The sequence below is a fragment of the Nocardioides xinjiangensis genome (assembly GCF_017916385.1).
Classification (GTDB): Bacteria; Actinomycetota; Actinomycetes; order Propionibacteriales; family Nocardioidaceae; genus Nocardioides; species Nocardioides xinjiangensis.
The window spans coordinates 691,157-714,281 of the sequence record NZ_JAFMSW010000001.1; the positions used below are offsets into that span (position 1 = coordinate 691,157).

25 protein-coding genes are annotated in these 23,125 nt (G+C 73.7%); 8 read left to right on the forward strand and 17 right to left on the reverse strand.

Going from position 1 to position 23,125, the window contains the following annotated elements:
- Nucleotides 1-131: 131 nt before the first annotated feature.
- Together J3P32_RS03340 and J3P32_RS03345 are read right to left on the reverse strand one after the other, a co-directional pair.
- Nucleotides 132-419: a MoaD/ThiS family protein gene (locus tag J3P32_RS03340; RefSeq protein ID WP_210438429.1), complete on the reverse strand. Its 288-nt coding sequence runs from the start codon at nt 417-419 to the stop codon at nt 132-134.
- Nucleotides 419-895 carry a Mov34/MPN/PAD-1 family protein gene (locus J3P32_RS03345; protein WP_210438430.1) on the reverse strand — a complete coding sequence of 159 codons (477 nt, stop codon included), beginning with the start codon at nt 893-895 and terminating at the stop codon, nt 419-421. Before J3P32_RS03345 ends, J3P32_RS03340 begins: the two co-directional genes overlap by 1 nt.
- Nucleotides 896-988: 93 nt before the next feature.
- Between J3P32_RS03345 and J3P32_RS03350 the strand changes: the two genes are divergently transcribed.
- Complete coding sequence (locus J3P32_RS03350; protein WP_210438431.1) at nt 989-2,242, forward strand: MFS transporter; 1,254 nt, start codon at nt 989-991, stop codon at nt 2,240-2,242.
- A 2-nt stretch (nt 2,243-2,244) separates the two neighbouring features.
- Here J3P32_RS03350 and J3P32_RS03355 read toward each other — a convergent pair whose 3' ends face one another.
- Genes J3P32_RS03355 through clpS form a run of 3 tightly spaced genes read right to left on the reverse strand, consistent with a single transcriptional unit; the run spans nt 2,245 to nt 4,381 of the window.
- On the reverse strand, nt 2,245-3,468 hold the full coding sequence (locus J3P32_RS03355; RefSeq protein ID WP_210438432.1) for a DUF429 domain-containing protein: 1,224 nt from the start codon (nt 3,466-3,468) through the stop codon (nt 2,245-2,247).
- Nucleotides 3,469-3,486: 18 nt separating this feature from the next.
- On the reverse strand, nt 3,487-4,077 hold the full coding sequence (locus J3P32_RS03360; RefSeq protein ID WP_210438433.1) for a DUF2017 domain-containing protein: 591 nt from the start codon (nt 4,075-4,077) through the stop codon (nt 3,487-3,489).
- Between the two features lies 1 nt (nt 4,078).
- A complete protein-coding gene (gene clpS, locus J3P32_RS03365) occupies nt 4,079-4,381 on the reverse strand; it encodes an ATP-dependent Clp protease adapter ClpS (protein WP_210438434.1) in 303 nt (100 codons plus the stop codon).
- 18 nt (nt 4,382-4,399) lie between these two features.
- Here clpS and J3P32_RS03370 point away from each other — a divergent pair, with 18 nt between their 5' ends.
- The 4 genes from J3P32_RS03370 to J3P32_RS03385 all read left to right on the forward strand — a co-directional run bounded on the left by J3P32_RS03370 (nt 4,400) and on the right by J3P32_RS03385 (nt 10,537).
- Complete coding sequence (locus J3P32_RS03370; RefSeq protein WP_210438435.1) at nt 4,400-5,689, forward strand: nicotinate phosphoribosyltransferase; 1,290 nt, start codon at nt 4,400-4,402, stop codon at nt 5,687-5,689.
- A gap of 86 nt (nt 5,690-5,775) precedes the next feature.
- Nucleotides 5,776-8,508 carry a helix-turn-helix transcriptional regulator gene (locus tag J3P32_RS18080; RefSeq protein ID WP_210438436.1) on the forward strand — a complete coding sequence of 911 codons (2,733 nt, stop codon included), beginning with the start codon at nt 5,776-5,778 and terminating at the stop codon, nt 8,506-8,508.
- Between the two features lie 118 nt (nt 8,509-8,626).
- Nucleotides 8,627-9,805 (forward strand): methyltransferase domain-containing protein, encoded by a 1,179-nt coding sequence (locus J3P32_RS03380; protein WP_210438437.1) that lies wholly within the window; start codon nt 8,627-8,629, stop codon nt 9,803-9,805.
- Nucleotides 9,806-9,961: 156 nt separating this feature from the next.
- Nucleotides 9,962-10,537, forward strand: coding sequence for an isochorismatase family protein (locus tag J3P32_RS03385; RefSeq protein ID WP_210438438.1), 576 nt, complete (start codon nt 9,962-9,964; stop codon nt 10,535-10,537).
- A 10-nt stretch (nt 10,538-10,547) separates the two neighbouring features.
- Here J3P32_RS03385 and J3P32_RS03390 read toward each other — a convergent pair whose 3' ends face one another.
- The 3 genes from J3P32_RS03390 to J3P32_RS03400 all read right to left on the reverse strand — a co-directional run bounded on the left by J3P32_RS03390 (nt 10,548) and on the right by J3P32_RS03400 (nt 12,928).
- Nucleotides 10,548-11,084, reverse strand: a complete 537-nt coding sequence (locus J3P32_RS03390) for a DUF1697 domain-containing protein (RefSeq protein WP_210438439.1) — start codon at nt 11,082-11,084, stop codon at nt 10,548-10,550.
- 20 nt (nt 11,085-11,104) lie between these two features.
- Complete coding sequence (locus J3P32_RS03395; protein ID WP_210438440.1) at nt 11,105-11,911, reverse strand: hypothetical protein; 807 nt, start codon at nt 11,909-11,911, stop codon at nt 11,105-11,107.
- A 105-nt stretch (nt 11,912-12,016) separates the two neighbouring features.
- Nucleotides 12,017-12,928 (reverse strand): LysR family transcriptional regulator ArgP, encoded by a 912-nt coding sequence (locus J3P32_RS03400; RefSeq protein ID WP_210438441.1) that lies wholly within the window; start codon nt 12,926-12,928, stop codon nt 12,017-12,019.
- 72 nt (nt 12,929-13,000) lie between these two features.
- Between J3P32_RS03400 and J3P32_RS03405 the strand changes: the two genes are divergently transcribed.
- Nucleotides 13,001-13,600 (forward strand): LysE/ArgO family amino acid transporter, encoded by a 600-nt coding sequence (locus tag J3P32_RS03405; RefSeq protein ID WP_210438442.1) that lies wholly within the window; start codon nt 13,001-13,003, stop codon nt 13,598-13,600.
- Here the strand turns inward: J3P32_RS03405 and J3P32_RS03410 are convergent.
- Nucleotides 13,486-14,412: an ASCH domain-containing protein gene (locus J3P32_RS03410; protein WP_210438443.1), complete on the reverse strand. Its 927-nt coding sequence runs from the start codon at nt 14,410-14,412 to the stop codon at nt 13,486-13,488. The genes J3P32_RS03405 and J3P32_RS03410 overlap by 115 nt on opposite strands.
- 230 nt (nt 14,413-14,642) lie before the next feature.
- Nucleotides 14,643-15,875: a 4-hydroxyphenylpyruvate dioxygenase gene (hppD, locus tag J3P32_RS03415; RefSeq protein ID WP_246849865.1), complete on the reverse strand. Its 1,233-nt coding sequence runs from the start codon at nt 15,873-15,875 to the stop codon at nt 14,643-14,645.
- 83 nt (nt 15,876-15,958) lie between these two features.
- On the opposite strand from hppD, the gene J3P32_RS03420 reads away from it, so the two are divergent.
- A complete protein-coding gene (locus J3P32_RS03420; RefSeq protein ID WP_210438444.1) occupies nt 15,959-16,456 on the forward strand; it encodes an Lrp/AsnC family transcriptional regulator in 498 nt (165 codons plus the stop codon).
- Here the strand turns inward: J3P32_RS03420 and J3P32_RS03425 are convergent.
- From J3P32_RS03425 to J3P32_RS03450, 6 genes are all read right to left on the reverse strand, one after another.
- A complete protein-coding gene (locus J3P32_RS03425; protein ID WP_210438445.1) occupies nt 16,444-17,397 on the reverse strand; it encodes a trypsin-like serine protease in 954 nt (317 codons plus the stop codon). The genes J3P32_RS03420 and J3P32_RS03425 overlap by 13 nt on opposite strands.
- 92 nt (nt 17,398-17,489) lie before the next feature.
- Nucleotides 17,490-18,125: an IclR family transcriptional regulator gene (locus J3P32_RS03430; protein WP_210438446.1), complete on the reverse strand. Its 636-nt coding sequence runs from the start codon at nt 18,123-18,125 to the stop codon at nt 17,490-17,492.
- 18 nt (nt 18,126-18,143) lie between these two features.
- Complete coding sequence (locus J3P32_RS03435) at nt 18,144-19,922, reverse strand: DEAD/DEAH box helicase (protein ID WP_210438447.1); 1,779 nt, start codon at nt 19,920-19,922, stop codon at nt 18,144-18,146.
- The gene (locus J3P32_RS03440; protein ID WP_210438448.1) at nt 19,919-20,200 is read right to left on the reverse strand and encodes a DUF3039 domain-containing protein; all 282 of its coding nucleotides are present in this window, start codon (nt 20,198-20,200) and stop codon (nt 19,919-19,921) included. Before J3P32_RS03440 ends, J3P32_RS03435 begins: the two co-directional genes overlap by 4 nt.
- A gap of 23 nt (nt 20,201-20,223) precedes the next feature.
- Nucleotides 20,224-20,778, reverse strand: a complete 555-nt coding sequence (locus tag J3P32_RS03445; RefSeq protein ID WP_210438449.1) for a YqgE/AlgH family protein — start codon at nt 20,776-20,778, stop codon at nt 20,224-20,226.
- Nucleotides 20,779-20,811: 33 nt separating this feature from the next.
- Nucleotides 20,812-21,336 (reverse strand): hypothetical protein, encoded by a 525-nt coding sequence (locus J3P32_RS03450; protein WP_210438450.1) that lies wholly within the window; start codon nt 21,334-21,336, stop codon nt 20,812-20,814.
- A gap of 133 nt (nt 21,337-21,469) precedes the next feature.
- Here J3P32_RS03450 and J3P32_RS03455 point away from each other — a divergent pair, with 133 nt between their 5' ends.
- Nucleotides 21,470-22,111: a TetR/AcrR family transcriptional regulator gene (locus tag J3P32_RS03455; protein ID WP_210438451.1), complete on the forward strand. Its 642-nt coding sequence runs from the start codon at nt 21,470-21,472 to the stop codon at nt 22,109-22,111.
- On the opposite strand, the gene J3P32_RS03460 is transcribed toward J3P32_RS03455, so the two are convergent.
- Nucleotides 22,095-23,114, reverse strand: a complete 1,020-nt coding sequence (locus tag J3P32_RS03460) for a DUF3048 domain-containing protein (RefSeq protein WP_210438452.1) — start codon at nt 23,112-23,114, stop codon at nt 22,095-22,097. The two genes, J3P32_RS03455 and J3P32_RS03460, sit on opposite strands and share 17 nt — an antisense overlap.
- Nucleotides 23,115-23,125: the final 11 nt, after the last annotated feature.

Below are 23,125 nucleotides of genomic sequence, written 5' to 3' on the forward strand. Positions count from 1 at the left end.
CGCAAGCATGACATCCGCCCCTCGGTGGAGGCCGCCGGCCGCCGGTTGCCCGATGCGCGAGACGACGCGAGCCGGGGGTCGGAGGCGTGCTCATGCCCCCGGCTGACGCCGGGGGACCCGGACCGGCCGGCTCAGCAGCCGCCGGCGACGGCGGGGAGCACCACGACCTGGTCGCCGTCGGAGAGCTCGGCGTCGAGCCCGCCGATGAAGCGGACGTCCTCGTCGTTGATGTAGACGTTGACGAACCGCCGTAGGTCGACCGAGCCGGCCTTCTCCTCGACCAGGCGGTCCTTGATGCCGGGGTGGTTGCCCTCGAGGTCGTCGATGAGCTCGGCCAGCTTGCCGCCCGTGCCCTCGACGGCCTTGGCGCCGTCGGTGTACGTGCGGAGGATGGTGGGGATCCGGACCTCGATGGCCATCAGGTGGTGCTCGCTTCCTGGGATGTCTCTGGGGGTGTTCCTGCAGTGGGCGTGACCGTGATGTCCTCCTCGGTCACGACGCCGTCGATGATTCTGTAGGACCTGAACTCCACGGGGCCGTCACTATTCCCCTCCTCGTCGAAGCTGTTCCGGGTGCTCACCAGCACGTAGTGCGCGTTCGGCTCGCTGGCGAGGCCGATGTCGGTGCGGCTGGGGTAGGCCTCGGTCGCGGTGTGGGAGTGGTAGATCACCACCGGCTCCTCGTCGCGGGCGTCCATGTCCTTGTAGAGGGCGAGCAGCTCGCTGGAGTCGAACTCGTAGAAGGTCGGGCTGCCCGCCGCGTTGACCATGGGGATGAAGCGCTCGGGCCGGTCGCTGCCCTCGGGGCCGGCGACGACGCCGCACGCCTCGTCGGGGTGGTCGCGCTTGGCGTGCGCCACGATGGCGTCGTAGGTCTCCTGGGCGATGGTCAGCACGTCCCCGAGCGTAGGCGGCGCCCGGAGTTGACCTCGCCGCGTCTCACGACGTATATCTTGACGTCAAGATAGTCGGGTGCGCGAGGGGTTCGGATGACGGTCGGAGATGTCCAGGCACCCCTCACGCGCCGGGGGCTCCCCCTCGACCCGGACCTCCGGGTGCTGGCCCTGGGCTCCTTCGCCAACCGCTTCGGCTCCGGAGCCGTCATCACGACGAGCGCCATCTACTTCACCCGCCACGTGGGCTTCACCGCCGCGGAGGTCGGCCTGGCCTTCGCCCTCGCCGGCATCGTCGCGCTCGTGGTGCAGGTGCCGGCCGGCCAGCTCGGCGACACGCTCGGGCCGCGGCGGGTGCTGACCGCCGCCATGGTCGGGGCCGCGCTCGTCGCGCCCCTGCCCGCCTTCGCGCGGGCGCCCTGGTCGCTGGCGCTGCTCCTGGCGCTGCTGACCCTCTTCGAGCGATCCGCCGGCGCGGTGCAGCAGGGTGTGATCGCCCAGCTGGCCACCGGCGGCCGCGGCGTGCTGTTCAAGGCCTACCTGCGTGCGGTCACCAACTCCGCCATCGGCCTCGGCTCGGTGTTCGGCGGCGCCGCGCTCGTCGTCGACGAGGAGTGGGCCTACGTCTCGGTGTTCTTCCTCAACGCCGCGTTCACCGGCCTCGCGGCGTGGAACAGCACCCGCCTGCCCGACCTGCCGGCGTACGTCCGCACCGAGGGCGAGCCGCGCCTGGCCGTGCTCCGCGACGTGCCCTTCGTGGTGATCACCCTCATCACCGGCGTGTTCTCCCTGCACTTCACGATCATGGAGCTCGGCATGGCTCTCTACATCGTCGAGCGCACCGAAGCGCCCAAGGTGATGGTCGCGATCCTGCTGGTGGTCAACACCATCGCCGTCACCTTCTTCCAGGTCCGCCTCTCGCGTCGTGCCGACTCCGTGGCGACCGGGGCTCGCGCGCTGCTGACCGGCTCGCTGTTCATCGCCGCAGGCTTCGCCGTGGTGGCCTTCGCCGACCGCGGCGACGCCACCACCGCGGTGCTGCTGCTCGTCGTCGGCTCGCTGGTGCACGTCGTCGGGGAGATGATCGGCTCGGGCGGCCAGTGGGGGCTCCAGATGGGTCTGGCGCCGCACGAGCGGCAGGGGCAGTACCAGGGCTTCGCCGGACTCGGCTTCAGCCTCACCTCGGTCATCGGTCCACCGATGGTCGCCTACTTCTGCGTCGACCTCGGCGAGGTGGGCTGGCTGCTGCTGGCCGGGCTGATGGTGGTGACCGGCCTCGCCGCGATCCCGGCGTCACGCTGGGCGCTGGCCTCGCGGGCCCGCTACGGGGTGACCACCCACTCGGGCTGACCTCAGGCGCGGATCGCGGCCGGGATGCCGTCGGAGAAGACCTCCGGCTCGGCCGGGAAGGCCTCCGAGAGGCCACGGGCGTGCCGCACCGCCGTCCACGCCGCCGCGCACGCGTCGAGCAGGTCGTCCTCGCCGAACCCGGACCCGCGGAACCACGGGGGTGCCGCGATGCCGTGGGCGGCCAGCACCTCGCGTCGCGCCCGTACGCCGTCGGCGTCCTTCTTGCGCGCCTGCACGGGACCGCCGGCCATCCGGGCGAAGCTCACCTCCGGGTGCACCTCGATCACCTGGGTGCCGGGCTCCGAGCGGACCCACGCGTCGACCTCCAGCACCTTCCGGCGCAGCGCGTACGCCTGGGCGCTGACGCTGGTGCGGCCGTCGGTCGCGGCGAGGTTGGCCGTCCGCGCCTCCTCGTAGGTCGGCGCCTCGAGCGCAGCCCGCACCGGTGTGGAGAACACCGACGACGCCCGCCCGGCCAGGACCCGGCGCGCCTCGGCGTCGGCCCGCCGGCCCCCGGCGTCGGGCAGCCCGATCGGGATGTCGATCGCCACGACGGGCACGTCGTACCTCTCGCGCACGAGCTCGACGAGCTCGACGACGGTGGCGGCGACGAACACCGAGGCGCGGAGCCCGGTGTCGAGGACGACGCCCACCCATCCGGTGGCGCACGCGTCGACGCCGAGCACCGGTGCGGGGGGCGCGACGAGCGCCGGCGACCCGGCCCCGTCTGCGGCCCCCGCGGTCTCCTGTCCCGCCGGCGCGACGAACCGGGCCTCGCGCTCGTCGCTGGTGGCAGCCGCGATCCGGGCCAGCATCACCTCGGTCATGGGCGGCAGCGCGGCGAGCGGCCACCAGCGGACGTCGCTCGACTCGTCGTCCGCCACGTGCGCCTCCCCCTCGAGCCAGGTGCAGGCGAAGGTGAGGTCGAGGTAGCTCGCCCGGTCGCCGTTCACGTGGACGATCCCGCCGTGCGCGCCGGTCGAGGCCAGGCGGTCGACCCGGATCCGGACGCCGGTCTCCTCCATCGCCTCGCGGGCCGCCGCGACGGCCGGCTCCTCGCCGGGCTCGGGGATCCCGGTGACCGGCGTCCAGTGGCCGTTGTCGGCCCGCCGGACCAGCAGGACGTCGTCCCCGCGGCGCACGACCGCGGTGACCCCGGGCAGCCACAGCGGGTCGTGGCCGATCTTCTCGCGGATCGCGAGGACGAAGTCGGGGACCGGGCTCACGAGGGGCTCACGAGGGGCTCACGAGGACAGCGCCTCGACGAGCGTCTCCTGCAGGTAGCCGACCCACTCGTAGATGTCGTGCGCCTGCGCGCGCGGGTCGTCGTCGGGGAGCGAGTGCCAGTAGTGCTCGTCGCCGGCCTCCACGCCGAGCCGTGTCGCGAGGGCGAGCCGGATGTCGGTGAACGCCCTCATCCAGGACTCGGCGTCGTCACGGGTCAGCTCGACGTCGATCACCAGGCCGTCCTCGGTGAGCTCGGGCGGGAGGCCGGCGTCCTCGAGCGTGTCGATGATCAGCGCGGAGACCGCCGCCTTGCCGTCGCGCAGGGCTCCCTCGGTGAAGCGGCGGAAGTCGGCGGCCGCCTCCTCGTCGTCGAGGTACGCCGTCGGGAACAACCGCGCCAGCACCGGGTCCTCGGGGGCCGTGGTCGCGCCGGAGAACTCGGCGGTCATCGCCTCGAACGGGTCGCCGGACGGGGTCGCCGGCTCGGCCCGCTCGTTGCGGAGCAGCTCGACGAGCTGCGAGGCCAGGGAGCGCAGGAGGTCGGCCTCGAAGCCGGTGAACGTCGCGATGACGCGGTCCGACCTCCGGTGGTGCTCGAAACCGCTCACCTCAGGCCTTCTCCATCGTCGCCCAGAGGCCGTACTCGTGCATCGCCTGCACGTCGCGCTCCATCTCCTCGCGGGTGCCCGTCGAGACGACGGACCTGCCCTCGGTGTGCACCTCGAGCATCAGCTTCTCCGCCTTGGCCTTGTCGTAGCCGAAGTACTTCTGGAAGACGTAGGACACGTAGGACATGAGGTTCACCGGATCGTCCCAGACCAGGGTCACCCACGGCTTGGCCAGGTAGGTGATCTCGTCGGGAGTCACGGTCGGCTCGACCTCTACGGGACTGGCGGCTGACACGAGGCCCATCGTGGCACAGTACGGGTCGTGACGACTTCGGCGGCGCTGTTGACCGACCACTACGAGCTCACCATGGTCCAGGCCGCCCGGCAGTCCGGCACGGCTGACCGGCGCGCGGTCTTCGAGCTGTTCCCCAGGCGGCTGCCGGGCGGTCGCCGCTACGGCGTGGTGGCCGGCGTCGGGAGGGCCCTCGACGCCGTCGAGGACTTCCGCTTCGATGCCGCCTCGCTGGCCGTGCTCGAGGGCCTGGTGGACCCGGGCATGCTCGAGTGGCTGGCGTCCTACCGCTTCTCGGGGGACATCCACGGGTACGCCGAGGGCGAGGCCTTCTTCCCCCACTCCCCCCTGCTCGTGGTCGAGGGCACCTTCGCCGAGGCGGTGCTCCTCGAGACGGTGCTGCTGTCGATCTACAACCACGACTCCGCGATCGCCTCCGCCGCGTCGCGCATGACGCTCGCGGCGGGCGCCCGGCCCTGCATCGAGATGGGCTCGCGACGCACGCACGAGGAGGCCGCGGTCGCCGCGGCGCGGGCAGCGTACGTCGCCGGCTTCGAGGCCACCAGCAACCTCGCCGCACGCGCCCGCCACGGCGTCCCCTCGACGGGCACCTCCGCGCACTCCTTCACGCTGCTGCACGACGCCGAGGCCGACGCGTTCCGCGCCCAGGTGCAGACGCTGGGCGTCGGCACCACCCTGCTCGTGGACACCTACGACGTGACGGAGGCCGTGCGGCTCGCGGTCGAGGTGGCCGGCACCGGCCTCGGCGCCGTGCGGCTGGACTCCGGCGACCTCGGCGAGGTGGCGCGCGAGGTCCGCGCCCAGCTCGACTCCCTCGGCGCGACCGGCACCCGGATCGTGGTGACCAGCGACCTCGACGAGCACGCGATCGCCGCCCTGGCCGCCGCCCCGGTGGACGCCTACGGCGTCGGCACCCAGCTCGTCACCGGGTCCGGCCACCCCACCTGCGGCTTCGTCTACAAGCTGGTCGCGCGCGAGGGCGACGACGGCCGGATGGTGTCGGTGGCGAAGAAGTCGACGGACAAGCGCTCGATCGGCGGCCGCAAGTACGCCCTGCGCCGCCGCAGCGCGTCGGGCGTGGCCGAGGCGGAGGTCGTCGGCATCGGCGCGGACCCGGCCGACGACGGTGACGACCGCCCGCTGCTGATGCCGCTCGTGCGCGACGGCGAGGTCGTCGGCAGGACGACGCTGGAGCAGGCGCGCACCCGGCACCGCACCTCCCTCGCGGAGCTGCCGCGCGCGGTCACCCAGATGTCGGCCGGCGAGCCGGTGATCCCGACCGTCTTCGAGGGAGGCTGACCCGAGCGTCGGTCCGCACCGGCGGTCCGGATCGCCCGTCCGGGTCGGCGGGTGCTCCGCGGGCCGCCAGGTGCCATCATGCCGAGATGGGTCTCGTCGCGCGCGAGCCGGAGCTCGCGGTGATCGCCGACGTGCTCGACCGCGCGCCGGCCGACGTCCGCGCCCTCGTGCTCGTCGGCGAGCCGGGCGTCGGCAAGACCAGCCTGTGGGAGGTCGGCCTGGCCCACGGCAGCGCGCGCGGCATGCGGGTGCTCGTGGCGCGGGCCTCGGCGTCCGAGACCGGCCTGCCGTTCGCCGGGCTGATCGACCTCCTGGACGAGGTGTCCGGCGCGGACCTCGACGACGTGCCGCCGCCCCAGAGGCACGCGCTCGAGGTGGCTCTCTACCGCGCCGACCCCGGGGAGCACCCTCCGACCGACCAGGTGGTGTCGCTGGCCCTGCTGTCGACGCTCCGCTCGCTGGCGCGTCGCGAGCACGTGCTGGTCGCGGTGGACGACCTGCAGTGGCTGGACCCGCCCTCGCAGCTCGCCCTGGCGTACGCCTCGCGCCGCCTGCCGGACCACGCGACCCTGCTGCTCGCCCGGCGACCGGGCGCCGCGACGCCCGTCGAGCAGGCGCTGCCCGACGAGCGCCTCGGCAGCCTCACCGTCGGAGCGCTGAGCCTGGGCGGCACGAGGCAGCTGCTCGCCGCGAGGCTGGGCCTCCGGCTGCCGCACCACCTGCTCCGCCGCGTCTACGACACCACGCTCGGCAACCCGCTCTTCGCCCTCGAGGTCGGACGCCTGCTGTCGGGGCGGGACCCCGAGCTCGTCGGCGACGACCTGCCCGTCCCGGACGCCGTCGAGGACCTCCTCGGCCTGCGGGTCGCCGACCTGCACCCGGCCGCACGCCGGGTGCTGCTGGCGCTGGCCCTCGCCGCGGACCTCCGGACCGCCCAGGTGGCCGCCCTGGCGGGCGCCGACGCCGTCGAGGAGGCCGTGCGGGCGCACGTCGTCCAGGCGCAGGGCGACCGGATCCGTCCGACGCACCCCCTCCTCGCCGAGGCGGCGCGGCGCGCGGCCTCCGCGGACGACGTACGACGCCTGCACGCCGACCTGGCGGCCATCGTGTCCGACGACCAGCGACAGGTGCTGCACCTGGCCCTCGCCGCGACCGGGCCGGACCGCCGGCTGGCCGCACGGCTCGACGCGGCGGTCCGCGGGGCGACCGCCCGCGGGTCGATCCGCCTCGCCGCCGACCTCGCCGGGCACGCGCTGCGGCTCACGCCCGTCGGCGAGCCCGACGCCGCGCGCGTCATGGTGCTGGCCAAGCTCCTGCAGATGGCCGGGGACAAGCACCGGCTCACCGAGCTCCTCGCCCCCCGCGCCGCGTCGCTGCCCGACCGCGCCGACCGGGTGCGCGCGCACGTGCTGCTCACCGGCGGCGTGGTGCACGGCAACGACGACATCCTCCGCCACCTCCAGCAGGCGCTGGACGAGGCCGGCGACGACAGCGGCCTGCGGCTGCGCGTGCTGTGCCACCTCGCCGAGAACGAGGCCGTCATCGAGGTGCGCAACGTCGAGGTCGCCGACCGGAAGGCAGCCGAGGCCGTCGCGGCGTCCGCCGCCGGGTCGGCCGGCGACCAGCGGCTCGCCCTATACACCCGCGTGTGGACCTCCGCCCTCCGCGGCCGGCCGCTCGACGGGCTCCTCGAGCGCTACGAGGCGCTCGCCAGCGGCTCCACCTACCTCGCCCGCACCCCGGGCCGGGTGGCCGGCCAGCAGCACGTGTGGCGCGGCGAGCCCGGCCCGGCGCGCGCACGGTTCGAGGCCTTCCGGTCGCTCGCCGCCGAGCGCGGCGAGCCGTCCCCGTACGCACTCGCCCGGCTGCACCTGTGCGAGCTGGAGCTGCGCGTGGGCCGGCTCGACGCCGCCGAGGAGCTGCTCGACGAGTGGGCCGCCTCGCTCGACAGCAGCCTGCTCCACTGGCCCATGTACGAGCGGTGCCGCAGCCTGCTGGCCGCCGGGCGGGGCGACGCGGCCCGGGCCCGCGAGTGGGGCGGCCGCGCGGTCGCGCAGGCGGAGGAGATGGGGGTCCGGTGGGACTGGCTCGAGGCCACGCGCGCCCTCGGCGTCGCCGCCCTGCTCGACCACCGGCCCGAGGAGGCCGTCCGGCACCTGCGCACGGTCTGGGCGCACACCCGCCGCGAGGGCGTGCTCGACCCCGGCGCGTTCCCCGCGGCCCCCGACCTCGTCGAGGCGCTCGTCGAGGTCGGCGACCCTGCGGGCGCGCGCGAGGTCGTCGACGTGCTGGCCGAGGCGGCCGACGTGCAGGACCACCCGTGGGCGCGGCTGGCGAGCGGGCGCGGTCGAGCCGCGGTCGCGCTCGCCTCGGGCTGGTCCGACGACGTGGCCGCCGACCTCGCCGGCGTCGCCGCGTCGTACGCCCGGCTCGGGCTGGCGGCCGACGCCGCCCGCACCTGGCTCCTGCTCGGGCGCGCCCAGCGCCGGTCGCGCAAGTGGGGCGCGGCCCGGGAGTCCCTGGGGTGCGCCGTCGGGCTCTACGAGCAGATGGCCGCCCCGGGCTGGGCCGCGGCTGCGCGCGCCGAGCTCGAGCGGGTCGGAGCCCGTCGCCCCGGCGGCGGCCGGCTCACCGCGACCGAGCGACGCGTGGCCGACCTCGCCGCCGACGGCCTGTCGAACAAGGAGATCGCGCGCGTCCTGGTGGTGACGGTGAGCACCGTGGAGTTCCACCTGCGCAACACCTACAGCAAGCTCGGCATCCGGTCGCGGATGGAGCTCGCGCAGGGCCTGGCAGCGGTCGACGAACCGGCACCCTGACAGCCGCCCGACAGCCCCCGGGCCTCCGGCCGCCACCGTCAACTGGGGTTGTCCTCGGGCCAATTCCTCGGGTCCTCCGCGGTTTCGGCGGCCGGGGTGAGCGAGCACCGTGGTGGTCATGGCCGAGTACCTCGTCGAGCTGTACGTCGCTCAGGGAGACCACACCGCCGCCCGGCGCCAGGCCGCGTCCGCGGAGCGGGCCGGCACCGACCTCGCCCGCGAGGGTCGGGCGGTGCGCTACCTGCGGTCGATCTTCGTCCCCGAGGACGAGACGTGCTTCCTGCTCTACGAGGCGGACTCGGCCGACCTGGTCACCGAGGCGGTGGCCCGGGCCGGCTTGCGGCTCGAGCACGTCTCGGCGGCCACCACGTCCGTCGCCGGCGCACAGGAGTCGCCGGACGGCACCACGAAAGGAACCCGCATGACGAGCACCACCAGCACCACCACCAGCACCAGCACGACCAGCACCACCCCGACCGGCACGACCGGCGCCCCCGACCTCGCCGAGCTGCGCGACAAGCAGCAGAAGGTCTGGAGCAGCGGCGACTACAACAAGATCGCCGCCCTCACGGTGCCGGTCTCGGAGCACCTCGTCGACCACGTCGGGGTGTCACCCGGGGACCGCGTCCTCGACGTCGCCACCGGGACCGGTCACGTCGCCCTCGCCGCCGCCCGGCGCTCGGCGGAGGCGGTGGGGATCGACTACGTCCCCGCGCTGCTCGACATCGCCCGGCGCCGCGCCGCCGCCGAGGACCTGGCGGTCGAGCTCACCGAGGCCGACGCCGAGCACCTGCCCTACGACGACGCCTCCTTCGACGTCGTCCTGTCCGCCATCGGCGTCATGTTCGCCGCCGACCACGAGGCCGCAGGCCGCGAGCTGGTCCGCGTCACCCGCCCCGGTGGACGCATCGGCCTGGCGAGCTGGACACCGGAGGGCTTCGTCGGCGGCATGCTCCGCACGGTCGGCGCACACGTCTCACCGCCGCCCGGGGCGCAGCCCGCCACCAGGTGGGGGACCGAGGAGGTCGTCGGCGGCCTGCTGGGCGACGGCGTGACCGACGTGCGGTCGGTGACGGCCACGGTGCGCCAGCGCTTCGCCGACGCGGCGGCGTTCGCCGACCTGTTCCTCACCTACTACGGTCCGACGTTCTCCGCGGCCGGCCGGCTGGACGAGGAGGGGCGCGCCGCGCTCCGTGCCGACCTGGTCGCGCTGGCCGAGTCCCACGACCGCGGCGAGGGGAGCCGCGGCCTGGTGTGCGACTGGGAGTACCGCATCGTCACGGCGACCCGCCGCTGACGACGTGGACGGGGATGCCCCCGGCGTCGCACCGACCCGGCCCTCGGGGCCGCGGTCACGAGCAGCCCGCTCGCCGCGAGGCGGGAGGGCTGCTCCCACCGGGGTCCTCGCTCGGCGCCGGTGCGCCCCGCCGTCGCTCCCGGCTAGTCTCGGGACATGGCACGAGCGCTGATCGTGGTCGACGTCCAGAACGACTTCTGCGAGGGCGGGTCGCTCCCGGTCTCCGGCGGCGCCCGCGTCGCCGCCGACGTCAACGACCTCCTGCACCGCTGGCACTCCGGGGCGACCGACGCGCCCGCCTACGACGTCGTGGTCGCCACCAAGGACCACCACGTCGACCCGGGCGCCCACTGGTCGGCCAAGCCGGACTTCGCCGAGTCCTGGCCGGTGCACTGCAAGGTCGGCACGGAGGGCGCCGCGTTCCACCCGAACCTCGACCCGCAGCCCTTCGACGAGGTGTTCTACAAGGGTGAGCACCAGGCGGCGTACTCCGGCTTCGAGGGGCGTACGTCCGGCGGCGAGGCGCTGGCCGACTGGCTGCGTGCGCGCGGGGTGGAGGACGTCGACGTCTGCGGGATCGCCACCGACCACTGCGTCCGCGCGACGGCCCTCGACAGCGCCGGGGAGGGCTTCGTGACCCGCGTGCTCACCGCGCTCTGCGCGGGGGTCGCGGAGGAGACCACGGCCGCGGCGCTGACCGACCTCGCCGGCGCGGGCGTGGAGCTCGCCTGAGGACCCCGGCTCAGCACCACTTCCCGGTGACGGTGCGCAGCACCTTGACCGTGCGCGCGGTGCCCTTGCCCAGGGCCGCGAACTGCTTGGACGACAGCACCTTCGAGGTGTGGATGTCGCCGTCGAGCAGGACGTAGGCGGCCCGCCCGTCGACGACGACCGTCTCGCCCTCGTGCTCGAGCGCGTGGACGGCCTCGACGGCCGCCGCGCTCGGGGCCGCGGAGTAGAGGGTGACGTAGTGCTGGCCCGCCGGGTCGTGCTCGGCGTGCAGCTCCTCGGCCCGGGCGGTGACGGCGGCCAGCTCGTCGGTGGTGAGGACGACCGTGTCCACCTCGAACCCGGCGGCGTCGGCGTACGCCTCCTCCAGCGCCGCCTGGACCTCGGCGACCGAGCCGGCCGGGTGGGTCAGGCGCACGTTGCCGGTGTTGATGTAGGTCTCCACGTCGGTCCCGCCGGCCGCCTCGGTCGCCGCCTTGATGGCGTCCTTGGGGAACTTCCGCTTTGCGCCGAGGTTGATGGCGCGGAGGAAGGCGACGTAGGTGGGCATGGGGAGGAACGTAGGCGCGCTCAGCCCCGCTTGCACTGGCTGGGCGGCGTCACCGCGGGATCGAAGACGAACTTGGGCGGGACGATGGCCGCCTCGTTCTGCGACTCCTTCATCGTCATCGCCCACCAGCCCGCCTTGCGGGTCTGGATGGCGGCGAGCTCGGCCCGGGGAACCTGGGACCACATGGTGAGCACGTCGACGCCGACCTCGAGCAGGTGGCCGTGCGGGGTCACCACCGCCCTGGCCTCGACGCCGTTCAGCGCCGGAGGCACGGTCGGGAACAGGCCGCGCGGCATCCCGGTGAGCACGGCCTTGGCGGGCACGCCCACCGCCACGCCCTCGCCCGCGACGCGGACCGCCCGCGCCGCCGTCACCGGCCAGGTCGGGTCGAGGTCGGTCGGCAGCCCCCAGCTGCGAGCCGGGTCGTCGGTGATGTCGGCCCAGCACTCCGCGGCGTTGGGGCCCCACGCCTCGCTGTTGAAGTAGGTGCGCCCCGCGACGACGAGGTAGTCCACCTGCTGGAGGTTGCCGTCGATCGCGGAGTCCATCGAGAGCTCGCTGTACCCCGTGGAGGGGCTGAAGCGGCCGTCGAGGTCGAAGATGCGCTTGCCACCGTTGTCGGGGTTCTTGGTGAGCAGCTGGCCGTGCCACTCCACGAGGCCCATCTTCTCGACCTGGGCCACGAGGGCGTCGAGCCGCTCGTCCTCCATGACGACGTGCTCGTCCTGGGTGGAGGCGGCCGTGCCGGAGCCGCCGCAGCCGACGAGGGCGAGCAGGAGACCAGCGCTGAGGGCGGAGAACCAGGGTGCGTTGCGACGTCGTGCCACAGGTGCCTCGATAGGGTCGTGACGAGCTCCGTGCTCGATCTCGCGGGCAGCCTAGGGTCGGCCTCGGGCGCCTGTCCGGGGAATCGGGGATCTCGTCGGCACCCCTCAGCCCGCCATCCAGCGCCGCGCGGCGCCGACCACGGCGTCGGTGAGGTCCCCGACCAGCGACGACCCGAGCCGCCAGTGCTGCCAGTACAGCGGCACCTCCGGACGGCGCCCGGGGACCAGCTCGACGAGGTCGCCGCGCGCCAGCTCGTCGACGACGTCCGACTCCGGGAGCAGCCCCCACCCCATCCCCACGCGGATCGCGCGGTCGAACTCGCGCACCGACGGCACGTACGTCACCGGCGGCGTGAGGTGGCGCCGCGTGACGCGACGGACGAAGTCGTGCTGGAGGGAGTCGTTGCGGTCGAAGGCCACGAGCGGCGCCTCGGCTAGGGTGGCCGACCCGACCCCGTCGGCGAAGTGCTCGGCGTGGAAGTCGCGCGTGGCGACCGCGGCGTACCTCAGCCGGCCGAGCCGCACGACCCGGCAGCCGGGCACCGGCTTCGGCTCGCCGGTGATCGCGGCCACCACCTCGCCGCGCCGCAACCGCTCCGCCGTGCGGGTGTGGTCCTCGCGCACGACCTCGAAGACCACGCGGTGACGCGACTGCACCTCGGCCAGCGCGTCGACGAACCAGCCGTAGAGCGCGTCGGCATTGACCGCGATGGGCAGCGAGGCGTAGGACGTGCCGCCGCTGTCGTCCTCCTCGACGAGCTCGGCGACCGCCTCCCGCTCCAGCAGCTCGGTCTGCGTGGCGAGCCGGACCAGGACGAGGCCCGCCTCCGTGGGCTCGAGCGGCTTGACCCGGTGGAGCAGGACGCGTCCGACCCGCGTCTCGAGGGCCTTGATGCGCTGGCTCACGGCGGAGGGCGTGACGTGCAGCTCGCGGGCGGCCGCCTCGAAGGTGCCGAGCCGCACCGCGACCGCCAGTGTGCGCAGCGCCACGGGATCGAGCTGGGTGAGGTCTCTCATACTCAGAGATCCTAATGATTCCTCAGAATCCTTCGCTGGATTACAGATCGAACGCGATCTAGCGTGATCTGCATGATCCAGGTCGCACTCACCGGTCTCGTCACCGGGCTCGCCCTCATCGTCGCCATCGGCGCGCAGAACGCGTTCCTCCTGCGCCAGGGGATCCGCGGCGAGCAGGTGCTGCCCATCGTGCTGACGTGCCTGGTCTCCGACGTGGTCGCCATCACCGCCGGCGTCGCAGGACTCGGCGTCGTGCTCGAGCGGTGGCCCGCGGCGCTGCCCGTCGCCCAGCTGCTCGGCGGGCTGTACCTGATCGCCTTCGGCGTGCACGCCGCGATGCGGGCGTGGCGGCCGGGCGCGCTCGAGGCCGGCGAGGGCACGGCCCTCACCCCGGGCCGGGCCGTGCTCGTGACGCTGGCACTGACCTGGCTGAACCCGCACTTCTACCTCGACGCCGTGCTGATGCTCGGCACGGTCGCCAACAGCTTCGGCCCCGACCGCTGGTGGTTCCTCGCCGGCACGCTGGCCGCGAGCCTCGCGTGGTTCTTCGGCCTCGGCTACGGCGCCCGGCTGCTGCGCGGCCTGTTCGCCCGCCCGCACGCGTGGCGCGTGCTGGACTCGGCCATCGCCGTCGTGATGGGCACGCTCGGCGTGGGGCTCATCGCCCACTGAGCGCCCCGGCGGGCGCTACTCCCCCGCGTAGGCGAGGCCGCGCTCGGCCATCGCCTCGCCCAGCCGGGTGAGGGCGATCGGGCCGACGCCGTGCATGGCGGCGAATGGTCGGCGGAGTACGACGTCAGGTCCTCGAGGGTGCTCACCCCCGCCTCGCGGAGCGCGCGGGTGGCCGGCGCGCCGATGGTGCGCGGCAGCGGGGTCCCGTCCTGCCGCGGCGCCCGGTCGCGAGGCGCCGGCAGCCCGGCGTCGACGACGGCCTCGCCGCGCGGCGAGAGCAGGTAGCCGATGGCGAGGGACTCGGTGAGCCCCAGCTCCTTGAGCTTGCGGACGTCCTTCTTGAAGTCGGCCGTCTCCCGACCCGCACGCGCGGCCAGGTCGGGTGCGCGGACCGTCGGGTTCAGGTCGATCAGGTCGAGCGTCTCGCGCGTCCACGGTCCGTGCGGGGACGCCGCGTCGAGCCGGTCGAGGCGTGCGTTGATGGCCGCGATCTCGTCGGCGTCCGGCACGGACTCGCGCAGCGCCTCGCGCGGGTCGGGACCGGCGTACGTCAGCCCGATCCGCCACGCGGGCTCGGACGAGCGGGCCGCGAGCGCCTCCTTGAGCGCCGTGAGCGAGGGGGCGCCGGCCCGGCGGGCGTCCTCCGCGCGCAGGCCGGACACGCTGACCTGCTCGAGCGAGGTCACCTCGACGACGCCGACCGCGGTGCGCATCCGGGTGCCGACCACGACGCGCGGCCTGGCCCACCGGCGGAACGCGAGGTCGATGGTGCCGGCCTTGATCGCTGCGAGCTCGGCCGGGCGGATCATCATGGCCCCAGCCTGCCAGAGCGCGACCGAGCGGTGAGTGAGGCAGGTTCTGCGGCCGCAGAACGTGCCTCACGCACCGCTGGTGCCATGGACGCGGGGTGAGGTCCGGCAATCCCCCGCTCAAGCGGGGGATTGCGAACATCCAGGGGTCTGCACGCCACCGGAAGTTCGCAGAACCCTCGGCAAGTCGGCCCGACGGAGGCCGGGGAGCCGCCCCGGACACCCGGCGTACGTCAGAGGTTCCCGCGCTTCTCCTGCTCGCGCTCGATCGCCTCGAAGAGCGCCTTGAAGTTGCCCTTGCCGAAGCCGAGCGAGCCGTGGCGCTCGATCAGCTCGAAGAACACCGTCGGCCGGTCGCCCAGGGGCTTGGTGAAGATCTGGAGCAGGTAGCCGTCCTCGTCACGGTCGACGAGGATGCCGCGCTTCTGCAGCTCCTCGATGGGCACGCGCACCTCGCCGATGCGGGCGCGCAGCTCGGGGTCGGAGTAGTAGGAGTCCGGGGTGTTGAGGAACTCCACGCCGTTCGCGCGCAGCGCATCGACGGTGGCGATGATGTCGCCGGTGGCGAGCGCGAGGTGCTGGGCGCCGGGACCGCGGTAGAACTCCAGGTACTCGTCGATCTGCGACTTCTTCTTCGCCACCGCCGGCTCGTTGAGCGGGAACTTCACCCGGTGGTTGCCGTTGGCGACGACCTTCGACATGAGGGCGGAGTAGTCGGTGGCGATGTCGTCGCCGATGAACTCGGCCATGTTCACGAAGCCCATGACCCGGTTGTAGAAGCCGACCCACTCGTCCATCCGGCCCAGCTCGACGTTGCCGACGATGTGGTCGAGGGCCTGGAACAGCCGCTTGGGCTGACCCTCGCGCTTCTGCCAGCGCGGCTCGACGGCCACGTAGCCGGGCAGGTACGGGCCGGCGTACGTCACGCCGTCGACCGTGCGCTGCACGAGCGTGTGCCGGGTCTCGCCGTACGTCGCGATCGCGGCGATGCGGACCGAGCCGCGCTCGTCGCTGACGGTCTCCGGCTCGCGGAGCACCGTCGCGCCGGCCCTCCGGGCCTGGGCGATGCACTGGTCGACGTCGGGGACCTCGAGCGCGATGTCGACGACGCCGTCGCCGTGCCGGGCGTGGTGGGCGATCAGGTCGCTGTCGGGCGACACGGCGCCGCTGACGACGAACTTGATCGAGCCGGACTTCAGCACGAACGACTTGTGGTCGCGGTTGCCGTTCTCCGGACCCGAGTAGGCGATGAGGTCCATGCCCCACGCCGAGGCGTAGTAGTGGGCCGCCTGCGTCGCGTTGCCGACCACGAAGCAGATGGCGTCCCACCCCGTCACCGGGAACGGGTCGGCGTCGGCGTCGTACTCCACGAGCCCGACGAGCTGCCGCAGCTGCTCGAGGGACAGGTCGGCCTTCATCTCGTCCACGGTCAGGGCGCCACCGGTCGAGGCGATGTCAGTCGTCATGCGGCTCAGCCTCCCAACGCCCGGGCAAGGTGTGCAACAGTACGACGAAACGTTGGGCAGATTGCACAACAGGAGGGCTGGTCATGGACGAGATCGACGGCAAGGTGATCGACCTGTTCGCCAGCGAGCCCAGGCTCGGCGTGCTGGAGGCGAGCCGCCGGCTCGGCATCGCCCGCGGGACGGTGCAGGCCCGCCTCGACAAGCTCGCCGCGGCCGGGGTGATCACCGGCTGGGGTCCCGACCTCTCACCGGAGGCGATCGGCTTTCCGGTGACCGCCTTCCTCACCCTCGAGATCCGGCAGGGCTCGGCCCAGCGCGGCGGGCACGACGCCGTCGCCGCGCACCTCGAGGCGATCCCCGAGGTGCTCGAGGCCTACACGATCACCGGCGCGGGCGACATGTGGGCGAGGGTCGTCGCCCGTTCCAACGCCGACCTCCAGCGGGTGATCGACCTGGTGCTGACCGACCCGGGCATCGACCGCTCCACCACCGTCATCGCGCTGGCGACGCAGATCCCCTACCGGGTGGTGCCCCTGGCGCGGGCCGCCGTGCGGCCCGCGCCGGAGCGTCAGGACCCGTAGGCGCCCGCCGGGTCGGCGAGGAACGCGAGGTCGTCGGGCTGGTCGATGCGATAGCTGCCGCTGGCGTTGCAGTTGTAGTTCATCCCGAACGACGTCACGGCGACGATGATGTTCTCGTCGGCGATCTCCGGGGTGGTGATGTCGAACGTCGGTCCGCCGGAGTCACCGAAGCAGGTGCCGCCGGTCGTCCCGCCGCCGCGGTGGGAGAACATCACCGCGATGTCGCGGTAGCCGTAGGCCCCGCGGAGGCTGACCAGCTTGCGGTCGGCCTTGCGCCGGGTGTCCCCGCCGAACGAGAACTTCGGCCCGCTGTCCTCGAGCCCGTAGCCGACGCTCTCGAACAGCCCGCGCTGCCGGTCGCTGCCGGCATAGCGGTCGAGGTAGTCCTCCTCCGGGAGGGACCCGTACTCGGGCAGCACGATCGGCTCGCTGAGCTCCACGACGCCGAGGTCGTGCAGGAGGAACGCCGCGTCGACGTACTCCGGGTGGGTGTACGTCGCGCTCGCCTCGTGCCACGTGGGACTGGCGTCGAGCGCGGCCGACCAGTCGGCGTACCGCTCGGCGTTGCGGTCGGGCACGTAGCCCGCGCTCGGGTCGAGGATCGAGTAGTCGGGCGCCTCCTCCACCGAGAACCAGACGTCGGTGCCGCCCTGCAGCGGGTCCGCCGGGGCCTCGCCTTCCACGCCGACGGCGTACGTGCAGTGTCCTGCGGTCACGACCGTGTCGGCGTCGATGAGGGTGCCGGTGCAGTTGAACCAGCCGCCCGGGTCGTCGAACCGCGGGTCGACGGCGTCCGGGACGTAGAACAGCAGCTGGCCGACGTAGGGGTGCTCCCCTGCGTCGGGGGCGCCGCCGACGATGGCGGAGGCGGGCAGCGCGGGGGCCAGGAGTGCGGCGGTCGCGAGGCCGGCGACCGCGAGCCGACCGATACGGACAGTCATGCGGGTGCTCCTTGCTGACGGGGGGTTGGTCCTCCTCAGTCAGCGCGCCCGGGCACCGGCACGTCAATCCCCCGTGGGGGTGGACCGCCGACTCACCGGAGCCGGTCGGCGACGGCCGCCGCCGCGGCGATCACCTGCGGCGCGACCACCTCCTCGTCGATCGCCCCGTCGAGCGTCACGATCCCCACGCTCGCCCGCAGGCCGTCGACGCCGCGCACCGGGGCGGCCAGCCCGCGGGCACCGGACTGCAGCTCGCCGCTCGTGACGGCGTACGCCGTGTCCTCCACCTCGCGCAGGCCGATCGCCTTGCCGGCAGCGCCCTGCGTGAGCGGGTGACGCGCCCCGACCCGGTAGGACACGTGGAAGTCGGTCCACGTCGGCTCGACGACCGCCAGCGCCAGCGCCTCGTCGCCGTCGGCGACCGTGAGGTGCGCCGTCGAGCCGAGGGCCTCGGCCAGCTGGCGCAGCACCGGCATCGCGAGGTCGCGCAGCAGCGGCTGGACGCCGCTGGCCAGGTGCAGCACGCCGAGCCCGACGAAGAGCCGGGACCGGGCGTCGCGGCGGACCAGCCCGTGCTGCTCCAGCGTGCTGATCAACCGGTACACGACCGTGCGGTTCACCTCGAGGCGGTGCGACAGCTCGGTGACGGTCAGGCCCTCCGGGCTCTCCGCGAGCACCCGCAGCACCCGCAGGCCCCGGTCGAGCGTCTGCGAGGTCTCGGCGGGCACCGGACCAATCTAGGGCGCTCAGCCCGACTGGCGCACCGCCCACTCGCGGATCCGGTTGATCCGCTCGTGCAGCTGCTCGGCGCTGGCCACGGCGGCGGGCGGGCCGCCGCACTCCTTGCGCAGCGCGTTGTGGGTGACCCCGTGGGCCTGACCGGTGCGGTGGTGCCAGGCCGCGACCAGTCCGTTGAGCTCGCGGCGCAGGACGCCGAGCTGCTGGTGGGTGCTCAGCTGCTCCACGGAGTCGACGACGCGGTCGCCGCCCCCGTCGGAGCGCTGCTTGCGCGCCCGCTCGCTCTGGCGGGAGTGCAGCAGCTCGCGCACCTGGTCGGGCTCGAGCAGGCCCGGGATGCCGAGGAAGTCCATCTCCTCCTCCGACCCCACGTGCACCTCACCGGAGTGGCCGAACTGCGCGCCCTCGTAGAGCACGTGGTCGAACGACGCCGTCGAGCCGAGCGCCTCCCACGACATCTCGAGCTCGTCGGAGGCCGACTCCCCTTGCTGCGCCTGGGCGAGCAGCTCGTCCTCGGCGGCGAAGATGTCGTCCTCGTCCCTGACCCGGCGGCCCAGCACGTGGTCGCGCTGCGCCTCCATGTCGGAGGCGAACTCGAGCAGGTGCGGCACGGACGGCAGGAACACCGACGCGGTCTCGCCACGCGACCGCGCCCGGACGAAGCGGCCGACGGCCTGCGCGAAGAAGAGTGGCGTCGACACGGTCGTGGCCCACACGCCGACCGCGAGGCGTGGCACGTCGACGCCCTCGGAGACCATCCGCACGGCGACCATCCAGCGGTCGTCGGAGGCGGTGAACTTCTCGATCTTCTTCGAGGAGCCCTTCTCGTCGGAGAGCACGACCGTCGGCGCCTCGCCGGTGATCTTCCTGAGCAGCGCCGCGTAGGCACGCGCGGAGTCCTGGTCGCCGGCGATCACCAGCCCGCCGGCGTCGGGCACGTGACGGCGTACCTCCGACAGGCGCTTGTCCGCGGCCTCCAGCACCGCCGGGATCCACGACCCCCGCGGGTCGAGCGCCGTGCGCAGCGCCTGGGCGTGCATGTCCTTGGCGAGCGGCTCGCCCAGCCGGGCCACCACCTCGTCGCCCGCGCGGGTGCGCCACTGCATCTCGCCGGAGTAGGCCATGAAGAGCACCGGGCGCACGACGTGGTCGGCGAGGGCATGGGCGTACCCGTAGGTGTAGTCGGCGGCGGACACGGGGACGCCGTCCTCGCCCGGCGCGTAGCTGACGAACGGGATCGGGTTGATGTCGGAGCGGAACGGCGTGCCGGTGAGCGCGAGCCGCCGGGTCGCCGGGTCGAACGCCTCGCGCACGCCCTCGCCCCACGACAGCGCGTCGCCGGCGTGGTGGATCTCGTCGAGGATCACCAGCGTCTTGAACCGCTCGGTGCGGATCCGCATCGCCAGCGGGTTGACCGCGACGCCGGCGTAGGTCACCGCGATGCCGACGTAGTCGTCCGACGTCTTGCCCTTGCCGGCCGAGTAGGTGGGGTCGATCGGGATGCCCGCGCGGGCGGCGGCCTCGGCCCACTGCGTCTTGAGGTGCTCGGTCGGGGCGACGACGGTGATCCGGTCGACGACGCGGCGACCGAGCAGGTCGGCCGCGACCGTGAGGGCGAAGGTCGTCTTGCCTGCGCCCGGCGTGGCCACTGCCAGGAAGTCGCGGGGCTGGCGCGACCGGTAGAGGTCCACCGCCGCCTGCTGCCACGCGCGCAGGGAGGGCGCGGTGCCCCAGGCGGCCCGGTCGGGCCACGCGGGGGGCAGCGGCGCCTCGGGGCGCCCCGTCACGCGTCGGAGCCCGAGCCGTCGGAGCCGGAGCCCTCCCCCGGCTTCATCGACTCCCAGATCTCCTTGCACTCCGGGCACACCGGGTACTTCTCGGGCGCGCGCGAGGGCACCCACACCTTGCCGCACAGGGCGATGACGGGCGTGCCCATCACCATCGCCTCGGTCAGCTTGTCCTTCGGCACGTAGTGCGAGAACCGCTCGTGGTCACCCTCGTCGGTGGGCACCGTCTGACGCTCTTCGACGGTCTGCGTGCCGGGCGAGAATCCGATGGTGCTCATGATGGACAAGCCTAACGCTGGAGTCAGTTCAGGTCGGGATCGACGGGCCTGTTGACGTGCCAGGCGAGCATGCCGGGCTGGCGTCGCATGACATCGCGCCACAGGCTGTCGGGATCGCCGCGGAACGCGTCGGCGGCCTCGCTGCTGACGACGTACCAGCTGCCCTCCTCGACCTCCCCGGCGAGCTGGCCGGCGCCCCACCCGGCGTAGCCGGCGAAGACCCGCATCGCCGCGAGGGACCCGTCCACGAGCTCCGTCGGGGTGTCGAGGTCGACCATGCCCAGCACGCTGGTCACCGGACGCCACCCGACGGGCGGCTCGTCCGGGTCGCGCAGCCGGGCCACGGCCAGGGCGCCGTCGGTGCCGACCGGTCCGCCGCGGAAGAGCACCTCCGGCTCCACGACGACGTCGCGCCACGGCTCGAGGACGTCGGCCACGAGGACCTGCGTGGGACGGTTGAGCACCACGCCGAGGGCTCCCTCGTCGTTCACGTCGAGCAGCAGCACGACCGTCTCGGCGAAGTTGGGGTCCTGCAGCGCCGGTGTCGCCACCAGCAGCATCCCCGAAGCCAGCTGCATGCCTCCACTATGGCAGGCCCGCGGGTACGCCGCTCAGGCCGCGAGCACCGCCTTCAGCCGCTGCACCAGCGACGGCGCCGGAGGCTGCCGCGGCACGGCACCCGGGACGTACGACGCGCGGGCGGCGGACTCGATCGCCCGACCCGCGCGGCGGGCGGCGTCGCCGGGCGCGCTGGCACGTCCGGCCATGAGGGCGAGCAGCTCGTGCTCCTTGCCCGCGGCGATCGCGGTCGTGCGGGCCATCTCGGGACTGCTCGGGTGCGCGACGTGGTGGTCGATGACGGCGCGGACGCCGGGCATGTCCTCGGCGGCCCGCCGCCACGCGACGGCGACGGCCCGGGGGAGGTCGAGGGGCTGGTCGGCGAGCTCGCGCTCGATCCGGCCGGCGAGGCGGGTGTGCCAGCGCAGCTGCAGGGCTCCGAGCAGCGTGACGTCGTCACCGAAGGTCTCGGCGACGCCGGCCACGTCCATCGGCAGGCGGCGGTCGAGGCGGCTGTCGGCGGTGCGGATCACCTCGCGCAGCACGTCCGCGCGGCGGTGGTGGGACGTCCAGGTCATGGCGGTCTCCTTCTGTACATACCGACGGTACGTACTTTCAGTATGCCGCAGCCGCGCCGCTCCGCACAGTCCTCCACGCGTGAGGCCGGTCACCTAGGCTGCGCCCCATGACCGTCGACGGAGCACGCCCGTGATGGCCCGCCGCCAGCGCTGGCCGGACTCGACCAAGCGCGCGCTGGTCGACGTGGCCGAGCGGCTCTTCACCGAGCACGGCTACTCCGCGACGTCCCTCGACGCCATCGTCGCGGGTGCCGACGTCACCAAGGGCGCGCTCTACCACCACTTCAGCGGCAAGCAGGCGATCTTCGAGGCCGCCTTCGAGCGCGTGGAGTCGCGCGCCACGGCCGGGATCGCCCGGGCCACCGAGGGGCACCGAGACCCGTGGTTGAAGGCGCAGGCGGGGCTGCGTGCCTTCCTCGGGGCCGTGCAGGAGCCGGGCTACCGGCAGATCGTGATCTCCGACGGGCCGTCGGTGCTGGGCCACGAGCGCTACCGCGAGCGCGAGGAGCGCTCCACCTACGCGATCGTCGACGAGATCGTGCGGTCCGCGCTGGGCGGCGGAGACTGGGACCTCGACGACGCCATGCTCGACACGTTCACGCGCATCTTCTTCGGCGCGATGTCCGCCGCCGGCGGCGCCGTCGCCGTCAGCGAGGACCCGGCAGCGGCCGCGCTGCGGGTCGAGGCCGCCATCGGCTTCGTCCTCGCCGGCCTCCAGCGGTTGCTGGAGGAGGGAGTCGGCTCGCCCGACCCGGGTGCTACTTCGCGAACGTGACGTTGCCGTTGACGGCCGGCACCAGCTCGACCCAGACGTGCCCGGCGGGCACGGCCAGGTCGCCGTCCTTGGTCGAGAGCTCGAGCGCACCCTTCAGCCCGTCCTTGCTCCAGGTGCCGCGCACGACGCGCCCACCGTGGAACAGCAGCGCGGCGCCCCTGCCCTCGAACTTCGTCTCGGGCACGGGGTAGCCGGCGGGGTCGCGGTACCCGGCGTCGCCGACCTTGACCCGCAGCACGAGCACGGAGTCGGCGGGGAACTGGTCGCCCTGCGCGGCGTAGGAGTCGGTGTTGACGTACCCCCCGCCCTGGAACTGCCAGCTGGTGGAGTGGGCGCCGAAGTCGGCGGTGAGGCTGCGCGCCTTGGCGCCCCGGGGCAGGTCGGCGGCGGTGCCCCACGGCAGGTACGGCGGCGGCTCCTCGTCGGCCTCGAGGCGCTTGGCGATGTCACCGAGCCGGGCGAACAGGTTGTAGGGCGCCGAGCGCGAGGTCTCGCGGTAGACGCCCGCGTCGCCCTCGGTGATCCAGGGGATCCCGGCGCCCTTGATGCGCTTGATGGTGATCGGGGCGGCGCCGCTGGTCACGACCGTCGCCCCCTCGGGCACGATGCCGATGTCGCTGGCGCGCATGGAGCGGACCGGACCGATGTCGGCGGGCACCTTGGAGTAGTAGAACGCCGCCAGGCGGGTGTAGCCGCCCTCGACGAGCTCCTCCACGACCAGGTCGGCCGACCCGAGGCCCACCTGCGGGGCGCTGGAGGAGGTGTTGTCGACCTTGGTGACGATCACGGGGTGCTCGGGGGCGTCGCCCTTGCGCTCGAGCCCGGTCAACGGCCAGTACGTCGGCTCCGGCGCCTCCGTGGTCTCCGACGTGGTCGGCTCGGGGGACCCGGAGGCGCTCGGCTCCTCGGCGTCGCCTCCGCTGCAGCCGGCGAGGAGCAGCGAGGCCGCGACCAGCGCGGCGGCGACTGCCCGGGACGAGGAGGGGCGAAGGGGGTGACGCACGGGAACTCCGA